We start from the raw sequence: 15,248 nt of genomic DNA, 5'->3' as shown, positions 1-15,248 counted from the left end.
GAGTTCAATAAGCGTTGCGATGCGTAAATCCGCATAGAACGGTCGCCGCGACGATCCGCATATCCAGCGAGAACGACCAGTTGTTCAGGTAATAGAGGTCGTGCTCGACGCGCTTCTGCATCTTCTCGACGCGATCCGTCTCGCCGCGATGGCCGTTGACCTGCGCCCAGCCGGTGATGCCCGGCTTGATCCGGTAGCGCTGGATGTAGCCGTCGACGAGATGCTGGTAGAAGCGGTCATGTTCGACCGCATGCGGACGCGGCCCGACCACCGACATGTCGCCTTTCAGCACGTTGAAGAACTGCGGCAGCTCGTCGAGGCTGGTCCGCCGCAGCAGCGCGCCGATACGCGTGATGCGCGGGTCGCCGCGCGTCGCCTGGCGCACCTCGCCCGAAGCGCTCGCGTCGTGCTCGCGCATCGTCCTGAACTTGTAGATCGTGAAGATGCGTCCGTACGCGCCTCGTCGTTGCTGGCGGAACAGCACCGGCCCGGGCGACGAGAGCTTCACCGCGATCGCGATGACCGCCAGCAGCGGCGCGATCGCGATCAGCGCGAGGCCGGCGAACGCGCGATCGAACATGGCCTTCGCTGCCAGTGCGCGTGGCGACAACGGTGCCGCGACGAGGTCGAGCGCACGGCCGGGCCCCGCACGGCGCGGCTGCAGCGCCGTCATGCCGGTCAAGTCCGGCAAGAACCGGATATCGACGAGGTCCTTGTCGAACGCGCGGACGATCCCGCCGACGCGATCGGCCTGCGCCAGCGGCAGCACGATCCAGATTTCGCCGACGCGCGCACGCCGCACGTACTCGACGAAGCGGCCGAGCTCGCGATGCACCACCGGCTCGAACGCATCGACGGCGGGTTCATCGGACATGTCGAGGATCGCGGCAACCTGAAACGGCGACGCGGTTTCGCCTGCATCGCGGCTCGCGAGCGCGACGCAGCGCTCGCGATACCCGACGAGTGCGACCGGCTTGCGCCGCGCGGCACGCGCCGCGACGCGAATTCCGAGCCATCGCCGCAATGCCTGCGACGCGGCAAGCGCGAGCGCCGACAACACGAACCAGCCGAGCACCCACGCGGATGCCGCACCGGATTGCCAGTCGAGCGCCGCGACAGCCGCCATGCCGACACACATGGCGACGGCGAGGCCGGCCGACGCCAGCCATACGCGACGCCACGACAGGCGCCGCTGCGAATCGCCGTACAGGCCGATCAGCGGAAACAGGACGAGCGCACATGCGATCGAAATGGCGATCAACACGGCATCCGACGCCGAGTAGGACGAATCGTCGAACCAGCGCTTCGCCGCGCATGCCGCGGCGACGAGCAGGCCGCAATCCGCCAGCCGAAACCAGGAAATCTTCCCGCGAACCACGGGCGCGTAGCCAACCGAGTCGAACGAATGCATATCAGAGCGATCACCCGCCGAAGTCGAATGGCAACGGAACGGCAGCGTGCATTCACGCCGCGCGGGGTCGCGTCGACACGAATCGATTGCCAGATCGACGACGGGTCTTATCCTATTATTTTGTAGTGCAAAATATGTCTTATGACGACAAACCTGCGTAAACGTCACAACCTATTAAATATCTGATTCGGATGGCGCAATTTGGCAACGCATAAAGCGTAAAGCGCGGCATTTATTTACGGAGCGCCTCCGATCAAAAGCAATGCAAGCCCGTATATTGCCATCGTGAAAGCGCGTTTTTAATCGGACATGTCCTAAAGAGGTTGGGATTTTTAATTGTCTTGTCCTATTCTCGACGCGACCGGCACACCTATTTAAAGAACCGCTCGTGGTCAAGCAGTTACGCGGCCGGCCGCATCAGGCCGTGGCGGACCCGCACCATCGCGTTTCGCGTTCGTCCGACGGAGCCGCGCATCACATCGGCGCGAATCTCTAAAAAAATCATGCAAGACAGAGCGGTTTCACCCACGCGCTCGTACTTGTTCAATATCCACGCCCGCGTCCCTTTCGTAATATCCCCGGCATTCTCAACGGACCAACTCCGAATCTTGAGACGCGTCCACCATTACTTCCCAGGGGTGAGATATTCCTATCTTCCGTCGCACGCGAGCGCCGGTGGTCGTCGGTAAGTCGACAGCCGCCTTCTGCGCGTCTGCGAACCAGCCGCCCACGTCGCACGTCACCCCTGCGCGCCGCCATGCAATGCCGACCGGAACGCGTGCGCTGCGCGACGCCGTCCGGCGAACCGGCTACATCGCCGCCGCATGGCTCCTTCCCGGTTTCGGTCTCGCCCATGCGCAGATGCCCAGCGCCGGGCAATCGATTCGCGACATCGAAGCCGTGCGCCCGTCCCTGCCCGCCGCCACGCGCCCGGACCTCGACATCTCGCCCGTCGAGTCCGCTCCGGCGGCCGAAGAAGGCGCGGGTCCGCGCGTCGCGGTCCGTGCATTCGTCATCGAAGGCAACACGGCGGTCCCCGCGGCACGACTCGACGCGCTGCTGGCCGACCTCACCGGTCGCGAACTCGGCTTCGGCGAACTGCAGCAGGCCGCGAACCGGATCACGCGCTACTATCGCGAGCGCGGCTACGTCCTGGCGCGCGCGTACCTGCCGCAGCAGGACATCGAAGATGGCATCGTCCGTATCGCGATCGTCGAAGGCCGCTACGGGCAAGTCGAACTGCACAACCGGACGCGGGTAGTCGAGCCCGCGCTACGCCAGCCGCTCGCCGCACTGCGTCCCGGCGACATTGCGCACGGCGGGAGCCTCGAGCGCAGCCTCATGCTGCTCGATGAAATGCCCGGCGTCGGCGCGAAGGGCACGCTGCGGCCCGGCACCGAACCCGGCACGACCGACCTCGCGATCGACGCGGAACCCGGCCCGCTCGCCACCGGCTCGCTCGAATTCGACAACTTCGGCGATCCGCTGACCGGCCGTTACCGCGCGACCGGCAGCATCGACGTCAACGCGCCGCTGCGTCTCGGCGATCGCTTCTCGCTGCGCGGGCTGACCAGCAACATGCATCAGCGCTACTACCGCACCGCCTATCAGGTGCCGGTCGGCCCCGCGTCGACGCGCATCGGCGTCGCCTATTCCGACATGAACTACCGGATCGGCGGCAGCCTGAAGGAACTCGACTATCGCGGCAGCGCCGACGTCCGTTCGGCATTCGTCACGCAACCGCTCGTGCGCAGCCGCCAGGCGAGCGTCAACGCGCAGCTCACGTACGAGAACAAACACCTGCAGGATCGCTACGGCTATTTCGACATCGACAACGACAAGCGCATCGACCTGTGGACGGTCGGCCTGAGCGGCAACAGCCAGGACAGTGCCGGCAGCGGCGGCAGGAACGGCTTCTCGGCCACCGTCGGCGTCGGCCATCTGAGCGGCAACGACGGAGTCGGCATGAATGCGATCACGCACGCGCACGGCCGCTTCATCAAGCTGAACGTCAGTGCGTTGCGGATGCAAGCGCTCGGTGCGCGGTTTCAGCTCTATACGCAATTCAGCGCGCAATTGTCGTCGCGCAATCTCGACTCCTCCGAAAAGTTCGGCCTCGGCGGCCCCTACGGCGTGCGTGCGTATGCGCTCGGCGCGGGCAACGGCGACCAGGGCTGGCAAGCGAGCACGGAATTGCGCTATCTCGCCGCGCCCGGCTGGCAATTCACCGCGTTCGCCGACACGGGGCGCGTCCAGCTCAGCAAGCAACCGTGGACCCGCGAGCGCAACACAGTGCAGTTGTCGTCGCTCGGCATCGGCGCGAGCTGGTTCGGCACACGTCATCAAATCAACCTGACCGCCGCGCTGCCGCTGGGCCCGGCCTTCAAGGTCGCGTCGGCGACACGTTCGCCGAGCGTCTGGTTGCAGGCCGCCACGTACTTCTGAGCGGCCCGCAACGGATGATCCGGCCTCGCGCCGGATCGTCCGCATCGCCGGAAACGAACAGACATTCGTATCCGGAAGCGCGGCTTCGTTAGGTATACCTATCAATACGAAGCCATCATCTTTACTCTTAGAGAGCGACAACAAACGATGAACAAGACCTACGCATTGGTCTGGAACCAGACCCAGGGATGCTGGAGCGCGGTCGGGGAAACCGCACGCCGCCGCGGCAAGTCGGCCGGCGGCAAGCGCCTCGCCGCAGCCGCCATCTCGCTGCTCGGCTTCGCCGCATTGCCCGCCTTCGCGCTGCCCACCGGCGAAGCCATCACGCAAGGCAAGGCCGACATCCTCCGCGACGCCGACGGCAAGTCGATGTCCGTCAACCAGCATACCGACAAGCTCGTCACCAACTGGCAGGACTTCAGCGTCGCCGGCGGCGAGCGCGTGTCGTTCCACCAGCCCGGCAGCCAGTCCATCGCGCTGAACCGCGTGATCGGCAACAACGGCAGCCAGATCCACGGCAACATCGACGCCAACGGCAAGGTCTTCCTCGTCAACCCGAACGGCGTGCTGTTCGGCGCCGGCGCGCAGATCAACGTCGGCGGCCTCGTCGCGTCGACGCAGGCACTGTCCGATGCCGACTTCCTCGCCGGCAACTATCGCTTCGCCGGCCTTTCGACCGCCTCGATCGTCAACGACGGCACGATCACCGCCGCCGACGGCGGCAGCGTCGCACTGCTCGGCGCGCGCGTGTCGAACAACGGCGTGATCCAGGCGAAGATGGGCCGCGTCGCGCTCGGCGCCGGTAACGCGTTCAAAGTCAACTTCGACGGCAGCGACCTGCTCAGCCTGCAGGTCGAAAGCGCTGCAGTCGACGCGCAGGCAACCAATGGCGGCCTGCTGAAGGCCGACGGCGGCGAGGTGCTGATGACCGCGCGCGTGGCCGGCAACCTGCTCAATGCGGTAGTCAACAACACCGGCACGATCGAGGCGAAGGGGCTCTCCGGCCGCGGCGGTAAGATCACGCTCGACGGCGGCGCCGTCAACGTCGCCGGCAAACTCGACGCCAGCGGTGAAGCCGCCGGTTCGGTGCTGACGCGCGGTGAACGCGTCGACGTCGCAGCCGATGCACAAGTCGACACGCACGCAGGCAACGCGGCCGGCACGTGGGCGATCGAGGCGGCCAACGCCGGCGTGAACAGCCACACCGGCGGCGATCGCTCGATCGGCGCCGACACGCTGTCGCGCCATCTCGGCAACACCAACGTCGCGTTGACCAACACCAGCGGCGATCTCGCCGTCGGCGGCGACGTAACCTGGGCGAGCGACAATGCACTGACGCTGACCTCGCGCAAGGGCAACGTCGATCTGCAACGCACGCTGTCGGCAACCGGCGCAAACGCGAACCTGCTGATCAACGCGGCCGGCAAGATCCGCATGAGCGACGCCGTCAAGCTCACCGGCCGCAACGCGCACCTCGAGCTGAACGCGAAGAACGGTCACACGCTCGCCGCCGACAACGCCGCCGTCACGCTGTCCGGCGACAACGCCTCGTTCCGTTCGAACGGCGATGACTACAAGGTGCTGCACACGGTCGCCGACCTGCGCAACATCGACACGAACCTGAACGGCCGCTATGTGGTCGGCAACGCGATCGACGGCGCGAACGCGAACTTCGCCAGCATCGGCCGAGGCGTCGCATTCTCCGGCGTATTCGACGGCCTCGGCAATTCGGTGAGCCGGCTGCGCGTGTCCAAGCCCGGCTCAACCGCAGTCGGTCTGTTCGGCCAGAACGTGGGTCGCATCGCGAACCTGGGCCTGCACGACATCACGACCACCGCATCGGGCACGCCGTACGGCACGCCGGTTTCCGTCGGTACGCTCGTCGGCCTCAACACCGGCGAAATCTCGAACGTGACGGCGCGCAACGTGACCGTCACAACGACGGGTCGCGTGGTCGCCGGCGGTCTCGTCGGCGCGAACTACGGCGGCGTGATCGAGCGCGCGTCGGTGTTTGGCCGCGTCGACGGCGATCGCAACGCGCAGTCGATCGGCGGCCTCGCGGGCGAAAACCTGAAGGTGCTGGACCGGCCGCCGGTCTTGGCCGCGATCCGCGACAGCCATGCCGACGTGCGCGTCACCACCGGGTTCGACGGTCCGGCAGGCGGCCTGGTCGGCCATAACACCGGATTGATCGAGCGCTCGTCGAGCGCCGGCAGCGTCGTCGCGTCGGGTGACGCAGCGATGGTCGGTGGTCTCGTCGGCATCAACTCGGCCGGCGGCGTCATCACCGGTTCGTCGTCGACCGCCTCGGCGACCGTGACGACAGGCCGCGACGCGATCGCCGGCGGGCTCGTCGGCGCCAACCTCGGCACCATCGACACCTCGCACGCCAACGGGAAAGTCACGGTCGGCAACGGTGCGATCGCGGGCGGCCTCGTCGGTCTGAACATCGGCACGATCGCATCGTCCACGAGCAATGGCGAAACGCGCGCGGGCACGGCCGGCACGATCGGCGGCTTCGTTGGCATCAACAACGGCACCATCGAGGATTCGACCGCCAGCGCGAACGTGAGCACGGGCGACGTGACCTGGGCCGCAGGCGGCTTCGCCGGGCAAAACAACGGCACGATCGACGGATCGACCGCCAAGGGCAACGTCGTCGCAGGCAGGGACAGTGTCGCGGGCGGCTTCGTCGGCCGCAACGATGACAACGGCATCATCGGCACGTCGCATGCACTCGGCCTCGTCAAGGCAGTCGGCAAGTCGACGGTCGGTGGCTTCGCGGGCATGAACCACGGCTTCATCGAAGCATCGACGGCCGGCGGCAACGTGTCGGGCAGCGACGGCGGCACGGTCGGCGGCTTCGCCGGCCTCAACAACGGGCTGGTCGAGGCGTCCGAAGCAACCGGAGACGTGACCGTCGGCATGGGCGGCACCGCGGGCGGCTTCGCCGGCGCGAACACCGGTAGCATCGCCAAGTCGACGGCGTCGGGTCAGACCGTCGCGGGCCTCTCCAGCGTCGCAGGCGGCTTCGTCGGCCTGAACCGCGGCGTGCTCGCCGTCGCCAAAGCGCACGGCAACGTGTCGGCCGGACTGTCCAGCATGGCGGGCGGTCTCGTCGGGCGCAATCACGGGTTGGTCTCCAACAGCGAGGCCAGCGGTGCAGTCAAGGCCGGCGACCTGTCGAAGGTCGGCGGCCTGATCGGCTTTAACGATGGCGGCACCGTGTCGAACTCCACCGCGTCGGGCAACGTTCAAGGCGGCGCGAACAGCGACATCGGCGGCCTCGTCGGCTCGTTGAAGGGCAAGATCGACCGGTCGCACGCGACGGGTTCGGTCAAGGGCGGCAACTACAGCTTCGTCGGCGGCCTCGTCGGCAACAACGGCGGCACGATCGCCGCGTCGACGGCGAGCGGCACGGTATCCGGCGGACAGTCCGCGAAGCTCGGCGGTCTTGTGGGCGGCAACTTCGGTCAGGTCTTCGGCTCGTCGGCCACCGGCCGCGTCGATGTCACCCCCGGCGCTGGGCAGGTCTACGGCTCGCTGGTTGGCGTCAACTTCGGACTCGTGCGGCCGTAAGCACGGTCCGATAGCAGGCGCCGTCATCCGCACGGTCGCCTGACTCGCATCGAGAGCGGCGGGGCCGCTCTCGGCCGGTGGCCGGCAGGCCGCCGGCCCCATACCGACGGCCGGTCGTAACGTCGACCGGCCGGCGCACTGAATCATCAATCAGGATGTCAAAACGATGAACAAGACCTACGCACTGATCTGGAACCAGTCCCAGGGATGCTGGAGCGCGGTCGGGGAAACCGCGCGCCGCCGCGGCAAGTCGGCCGGCGGCAAGCGCCTCGCCGCAGCCGCCATCTCGCTGCTCGGCTTCGCCGCACTGCCCGCGTTCGCGCTGCCCACCGGCGAAGCCGTCACGCACGGCAAGGCCGACATCCTGCGCGACGCCGACGGCAAGTCGATGTCCGTCAACCAGCATTCCGACAAGCTCGTCACCAACTGGCAGCACTTCAGCGTCGCCGGCGGCGAGCGCGTGTCGTTCCGCCAGCCCGGCAGCCAGTCCATCGCGCTGAACCGCGTGATCGGCAACAACGGCAGCCAGATCCACGGCAGTATCGACGCCAACGGCAAGGTCTTCCTCGTCAACCCGAACGGCGTGCTGTTCGGTGCCGGCGCGCAGATCAACGTCGGCGGCCTCGTCGCATCCACGCAGGCGCTGTCCGATGCCGACTTCGTCGCCGGCAACTATCGCTTCGCCGGCAATTCGGCCGCGTCGATCGTCAACGACGGTACGATCGCCGCCGCCGACGGCGGCAGCGTCGCGCTGCTCGGCGCGCGCGTGTCGAACAACGGCGTGATCCAGGCGAAGATGGGCCGCGTCGCGCTCGGCGCCGGCAATGCATTCAAGGTCAACTTCGACGGCAGCGATCTGCTCAGCCTGCAGGTCGAAGGCGGTGCGGTCGATGCGCAGGCTAGCAACGGCGGCCTGCTGAAAGCCGATGGCGGCGAGGTGCTGATGACCGCGCGCGCGGCCGGCAACCTGCTCGATGCGGTGGTCAACAATGCCGGCACGATCGAAGCGAAGGGGCTTTCCGGCCGCGGCGGCAAGATTACGCTCGATGGCGGCGCCGTCAACGTCGCCGGCACGCTCGATGCCGCCGGCGACGCCATCGGCACGGTGCTGACGCGCGGCGAACGCGTCGACGTCGCAGCCAGCACGCGCGTCGATACCCGTGGCGCGAGCGGCCACGCGGGCGCATGGACGATCGCGGCGAAGAACGCGGGCGTCTTCGAGCAGACGGCCGAATCGGCAACGAATAGCGCCAACGGCGATCGATCGATCGGCGCGAGCACGCTCGCCCGCAACCTCGATACGACCAACATCCAGTTGACCAACACGGCAGGCGACCTCACCGTCGGCGGCGACGTGGCCTGGGCGAGCGACAACGCGCTCACGCTGAGCTCGACCACGGGCCGCGTCGATCTGCAACGCACGCTCGTCGCGAACGGCACGCACGCGCGCCTCGTCGTCAACGCAGCCGACCAGATCCGCGTGAACGACGCGGTGAAGCTCACCGGCCGCCACGCGCATCTCGAACTGAACGCGAAGAACGGCCGCGCGTTCGCGGCCGGCAAGGCCGCCGTCACGCTGTCCGGCAGCAATGCCTCGTTCCGCGCGAACGGCGAAGACTACAACGTGCTGCACACGGTCGCCGACCTGCGCAACGTCGACGCGAACCTGAACGGCCGCTACGTGCTCGGCAACGCGATCGACGGCGCGAATGCGAACTTCCGCAGCATCGGCGGCGACAACACGTTCTCCGGCGTATTCGACGGCCTCGGCAATACGATCGGCCGTCTGTCGGTCACCAACACCGCGCCGAACATCGGCCTGTTCGCGCGCAACAGCGGCGAGATCGCGAACCTGACGCTCGATTCGCTCGTCGTCGACGGCACCGCGGCGAGTCGTTCGGCATTCATCGGCGGACTGGTCGGCGACAACCTGCGCGGTCGCATCTTCAACGTCAACGCGAAAAACATGAGCGTGTCGCACCATGGCAGGAACGTCGGCCAGATGGGCGGCCTGGTCGGGCGCAACCTCGGCACGATCGAACACGCGCGCTTCACCGGTCGCGTGACCGGCAGCGCCATGGCGATCATCGTGGGGGGACTGGCCGGCACCAACTCCGGCACGATCGCCGATAGCGAAGCTGCCGCCGATGTCGTGTTGTCCGGCGTCGGATCGACGATCAGCCGCGAACTCCAGAGCGTCGGCGGGCTCGTCGGGACGAACGCCGGCCACATCGTTCTTGCATCGAGCAGCGGGCGCGTGGCGGGACGCGACAACACCAACACCGGCGGCCTGGTGGGCATTAACAGCGGCACGATTCGAGACGCGTCGACCACCGCCACCGTATCGGCGACGAAAGGCGGTTATGTCGGCGGCTTCGCCGGCAGAAACCGAGACGGCGGCACGATCTCGGACGCGTCCGCGACCGGCCCGGTGACGGCCACCGGCGCGATCGCGACCGGGGGCTTCGTCGGCGAAAACGCACGTGGCATGCTCGACGCCGTCTCGTCGGCCGGCGACGTGACCGATCTCGCGAGCAACAACGTCGGCGGGCTCGCGGGCGCTAACGGCGGAACGATCCGCAACGCGCGCGCGACGGCCACGGTGACCGCTGGCCGCAACAGCCATGTCGGCGGCCTCGTGGGTACGAACGACGGGACCGTACGGAGCGCGCGTGCCGACGGCACGGTCGGCGCGCTCGACGGAAGCGACGTCGGCGGGCTCGTCGGCCTGAATACGGGCGTGGTCGATACGGCGGAAGCCGCCGTCGACGTGAAGGCCGGCAACGACAGCCGGGCCGGCGGGCTGATCGGCACGAACCGTGGCGGCAACGCGATCGTTCGTCATGCATCGGCGTCGGGCAACGCGGCTGCGGACAACTCGAACGTCGGCGGCCTCGTGGGCCTGAACGACGACGGCGCCACGATCGAGAACGCGTCGTCCTCCGGCACGATCTCCGGCGACCGCTCGAACCTCGGCGGCCTCGTCGGCGAGAACGCCGGCACGATCCGCGAATCGAAGTCGAGTTCGCGGCTCGATCTGGCGACGCCGACCTACGGCCCGTGGTTCTGGGGCAGCTTCGTCGGCCTGAATACGAATACGGGCAACATCAACGCGATGTCGGTCACCGGTCAGCCGCAAGACCACGCCATGGTCGGGTTGAGCTACGGGATGATCGATGGGGAGCGAGTTTATGGGCCGGCGGGGCGGTGATGCCGGGTTGAACCAGGCGTAGACGATGGCCCCCGTTCAGCCGAAGGGCGGGGGCCCTATCGGAGGATCGTCGATGAAACGCTGTCAGCGCGAAGTGACGCGACACACCGGATGCCCGGGAATCTCCACGACATGCCCCGTCACGGGCAGCGGAACGCCGGGATACACGTTGAAATCGTCGATGGACTGGCCGTCCACTTTCGCTCCCTCGACCCGATGGCGCACATTCCCGGTCGCAGTGAGCCGCGCTCCGGTTGCTTCGCATTCCACAGCGAGGCCATCGCGGGCATGAGGTGGCAGTTGGCGGACAAGGCCGCTGAAGCCCAGAGACCTGAACGTCGATTGTCAAATCGATCCCGCGTCTGACCCGCCATCCGCACCGGCTGCCGTACCAACAACGCGCTGGCTTGGCGTTTCCGGCGGCAGTACCGACAGATGTCGCGTGTTCGACGGGGTATGAAAAACAAGGGCTGCAACGCGCAAAGTCGCCCATGAAAGATGAAATGCACCGGACGCTCGACCGAGTTCGTATGGAACGGGAGCGATCGTGCGAAAGCACGATTGGTGCGCCGCGGTGCGCGACACGCAGCAAGATGGGGCCGGCAGACGCCAAACGGTCCGCCCGGCATGTTGAAAGCGCATGGAAACATGCGCATGATCGATTGCCACGCGCGACGCGCGTGGCCATTTCCCGCAAGCGGATCGCGCGGAATCCGCTCCGGCGTCAGGCGCTGCCGTGCGGCTGGCGTGGCCCGCCTTCAGCGAGGCGCTCGAGCGCAGCTTCAATCGCTGCGCGACACGCGAGCCAGTCCGATTTCAGCCGCTCGACGCCACCTTCCAACACGGTCCGTTCGGCGGCCGCACATGCATCCCGCGCCACCGTGTCGCCCGCGAGCGCGAAGCCCCCGCGCATCGAGTGGAGTTCGACCTTGACCGATTCGAGTGCGCCGCTTTCCAATGCCGCGTCGATCACGTCGAGAGAGTGAAGCGTCGCAGCCCGCAGCGTCTCGCGTATCTCGTCGGTCAGCCCGGACGGCGGCTCCGCTTCCAACGGGGCGCCGGCATGCGACGACACGCGCCCGGCATGCCGCCGCAGCACCGCCTCCAGTGCATCCATCGACAGCGGCTTGAGCACCACCTCGACTGCGCCCACCTCCTTGCAGCGCCGGCGGTCCTCGTCGGTCGCATGCGCGGTCATCGCAATCACCGGCACCTTCGCGCCCTGCTCGCGCAGGAAGTTGGCGAGCGCGAACCCGTCGAGTTCCGGCATGCCGAGATCGGTCAGCACGACATCGAACGGCTGCGCAAAAAACGCGCGCATCGCTTCGATACCGTTCGACACCAGCGTCGCGTCGCATTGCAGCGCATCGAGCTGATCCCGCAGCAACGCACGGCTCGCCGGATGGTCTTCCGCGACGAGCACGCGCAGCGGCGCACCGTCGTCCGCCTGCATGCGCAGCACGGGCGCATCGGCCGGTGCGTCGTCGAACGCGAAGCGCCATTCGGACGGCGCATTGGCCAGCGGCAGCGACACGACGAACGTCGAGCCCCTGCCCGGCCGGCTGTCGACCGTCAACGCGCCGCCCATCAAGCGCGCGAGACGCGCGCAGAGCGGCAGTCCGAGCCCGGTGCCGCCGAAGCGCCGATAGATCGACGGATCGGTCTGCACGTACACGTCGAACAACGTCGGCAGGCTCTCGGGCGGAATGCCGATCCCGGTGTCGCGCACCGAGATTTCGACGCCGTGCGCGCCGTCGGAAGCCGCGGCAGGGCGCGCGTCGATCGTCACGCCGCCGTGCTCGGTGAACTTGATCGCGTTGCTGACGAGGTTCGACAGGATCTGGCGCAGCCGGGTCGGATCGCCGACGTAGCCGTCGGCCAGTTCCGGCGCCATCCGGCATTCGAGTGCGAGTTGCTTCGCATCGGCAAGCGGACGAAAGATCGCCGCGACATCGCGCAGCATCGCGCGCAGGTCGAACGAAATCGCTTCGAACACCATCTGGTTGGATTCGGTCTTCGACAGGTCGAGCACGTCGTTGATCATGTGCAGCAACGCGTCGGACGACGACATGACCGTCTGCAGCCGGCGCCTCTCGCTGGCCGGCAGCTGCGCCCGCTCCATCAGCTCGAGGTTGCCGACGATCGCGTTCAGCGGTGTACGGATCTCGTGGCTCATCGTCGCGAGGAACGTGGACTTCGCCTTGTTCGCATCGTCCGCGGCTTCCCGCGCCTCGCGCAACTTGTGCTCGACCTGCTTGCGCGCGGTGATGTCGGTGAGCGTACAGAGCAGCACGTCGACGCCGCGGTAGCGGGTCCGCACGATATGCGCGGCGAGATAGGTCGCGCCCGCGCCGTCGACTTCGACCGGCAACTCGTGCGTGACGATGCGTGGCGCCCGTCCACCCGCGGCACTGTCACGGTATGCCTGCCAGATCCGCTTGCCGAGCGACGGCGCCGTAGCGGCGCCGTCATAGCGTTGCGCGGCGTCGTTGCGCACCATCGTGTCGCCATTGGCAACGGACAGCAGCATCAGCCCGGCCGGCGCCGTGCGGATCAGCGCGCGGTTGAGCGCCTCGCTTTCGATCAGCCGGATCGCGCGGCGATTGGCGGGCCGCAGTGCACGCCAGTCGAACAGAAGGATCGCGCACCATACCGTGCCGATCGCGAGAAACGCGAGACCGGCCGCGACACCGAGACGGAGTGCCATGTCGTCGAACAGGCTGCGCCACGTATACGTCGCGGTGAGCATCTCGTCGAATCCGGGCATCCGGTCGCCGATGACGATATTCGTGCCGACGCGGTGCGCGGCCGCACGCTGCGCGCCGGGCGCACGCGCAAATTCGACCGCACGCGCGAGCAGCGCGGGATCGGACGACCGGCCGCTCAGCAGGTTCGCGTGCGAATCGACAAGTGCGTATTCCCTGCCGGCGGATGACGGTTGCAGAATCGCGTCGATCCCGGGCCGGCTGACGATGACGAACCAGGCGACCAGTTTTCCGTCGCCGTCCCTGACCGACTGCACGAAGCGCAGCACCGACCGGCCGGCGAGCGGATCGTCGCGCCGGTCGAGCAGAACCGTGCGATCACGGGACGTCGCGGACGCCGGATCGAAATCGGCAGGCGGCTGCAACTGCCGGATCAGCGCCTTCACGTCGAAGCCCGGCGGCAACGAAAGCGACTGCTTGACCAGCGGATAGCCGGTGACGATGACGAAGTTGCCGTCCGGATCGATCAGGTACCCGCCCATTCCCGGGTCGCCGGGTTGTTGCGGCGGCATGACGCCCGTGGCGTCGACGTCTGCGAGAAACCCGCCGAGAAACGGCGGGTACGCGCCGCGCGATTTCGCCGATGGATCGACGGCGAACGCGGCGACCGCCACGCGCCCTGCGATCCGGCCGAGCACGGCCAGCCGGCCGTGACCGACTTCAAACCGCTCGAGCGCAGCCGCCCGCTGCGACTGGCGCTGCGCCGCCATCAGCTCCAGGGTTTCGCCATAGCGGTTCTGGAGCGCCTTGATCACCTCCAGTTCCGCCAGCAGATCGGCCTTGCGCACCAGGAAGTCGGAACGGTATTGCGCGATCGATTCCTGGACGTCGAGCCGCGCAACGAGCGCCGTGCACACGAGAATGAACAGCGTGATCGCGACGCCGCTTCCGTACAGCAGCCATTGCTGCTGGCGTCGAACGCGGCCCGGTTCGTACGGTTTGCGGCCGGCCATCGTGGAGTGCGCGATCAGCGCTTTCAGTTTCGCGGGCATAGATTTCGTCGAGGTCGCGTCCGGCCGGTCCCGCATCGGGCATTGCCCGGTTCGTTCAACACTGCGGTGGTTCCCGATCTACGCGTCGGCATCGGCGTCGGGCAACTGGCCCTCGCTCGCATAGCGGATCAGGTCTGCATCGCGGACGATGCCCAGCTTCTTCATCGCGCTCGACTTCTGCGAGCTGATCGTTTGCTTGCTGCGGTGCAACTGGACGGCGATCTCGCCGACCGTCATGCCGGCGCCGTACAGCCGCACGACTTCGATCTCGCGGGCAGTCAGCGTACGAAGACCGGCAGACGGCTGGCATTCCTCCAGCAGCTTCTTGACGAACGGAGACAGATAGTTTGCACCGACGAAAGCTGCATGAACGGCCCCGACCAGGTGCGAAATCGCATCGGACTTGCTCAGGATGCATCCTACGCCCTGCTTCTGAATCGCGAGCAGCACGCTCGGGTTGTCGATCATCGTGATCGTCACGAGGCGCAGCGCCGGATAGCGACGCTGGAGAAACGACAGCAACGACAGGCCGTCGCCGTATTTGCCGCCGGGCATTACGTAATCGACGACGAGCACGTCGCTCTGCTGCTCGTCGAGCATCGCCACCAGGTCGGTCGAATTGGAGACGGTACCCAGCAGCTTGATCGTGCTGCTGCCCGCGAGCGCCTGCGACATCCCGAGCGCGGACGAAGGATGATCGTCCGCCACCATCACTCGCACAAAAAATTCATCCATCTCTGTTCTTCTCCCGATACACGCGGCCTGACGTGCCATGTTGTGCGAACGCGCCGTGATTCGAAACCGATCCCGCAACACGGTCGCGTTGCGGCGTTCGATGGACCGAA

General features: G+C 67.1%; 6 protein-coding genes. 3 read left to right on the top strand and 3 right to left on the bottom strand.

Annotated elements, in window-relative coordinates; translation table 11 throughout:
- Positions 1-4: 4 nt before the first annotated feature.
- The gene (locus tag Q3A80_RS06400; protein ID WP_446328228.1) at positions 5-1,411 is read right to left on the bottom strand and encodes an undecaprenyl-phosphate glucose phosphotransferase; all 1,407 of its coding nucleotides are present in this window, start codon (positions 1,409-1,411) and stop codon (positions 5-7) included.
- 762 nt (positions 1,412-2,173) lie between these two features.
- Between Q3A80_RS06400 and Q3A80_RS06395 the strand changes: the two genes are divergently transcribed.
- The 3 genes from Q3A80_RS06395 to Q3A80_RS06385 all read left to right on the top strand — a co-directional run bounded on the left by Q3A80_RS06395 (position 2,174) and on the right by Q3A80_RS06385 (position 10,646).
- Positions 2,174-3,856: a ShlB/FhaC/HecB family hemolysin secretion/activation protein gene (locus Q3A80_RS06395; protein WP_446328227.1), complete on the top strand. Its 1,683-nt coding sequence runs from the start codon at positions 2,174-2,176 to the stop codon at positions 3,854-3,856.
- A 147-nt stretch (positions 3,857-4,003) separates the two neighbouring features.
- The gene (locus Q3A80_RS06390) at positions 4,004-7,435 is read left to right on the top strand and encodes a GLUG motif-containing protein (protein WP_446328226.1); all 3,432 of its coding nucleotides are present in this window, start codon (positions 4,004-4,006) and stop codon (positions 7,433-7,435) included.
- A gap of 166 nt (positions 7,436-7,601) precedes the next feature.
- A complete protein-coding gene (locus Q3A80_RS06385) occupies positions 7,602-10,646 on the top strand; it encodes a two-partner secretion domain-containing protein (protein ID WP_446328225.1) in 3,045 nt (1,014 codons plus the stop codon).
- A gap of 724 nt (positions 10,647-11,370) precedes the next feature.
- Here Q3A80_RS06385 and Q3A80_RS06380 read toward each other — a convergent pair.
- A complete protein-coding gene (locus Q3A80_RS06380; RefSeq protein WP_446328224.1) occupies positions 11,371-14,403 on the bottom strand; it encodes an ATP-binding protein in 3,033 nt (1,010 codons plus the stop codon).
- Positions 14,404-14,481: 78 nt separating this feature from the next.
- Entirely contained in the window at positions 14,482-15,138 is a 657-nt protein-coding gene (locus Q3A80_RS06375) for a response regulator (protein ID WP_446328223.1), read from the bottom strand.
- Positions 15,139-15,248 lie beyond the last annotated feature (110 nt).

It is taken from the genome of Burkholderia sp. SR8, from assembly GCF_052851275.1.
The sequence above is the reverse complement of the archived record's forward strand: the minus strand, read 5'-3'. Positions and strand labels throughout refer to the sequence as shown.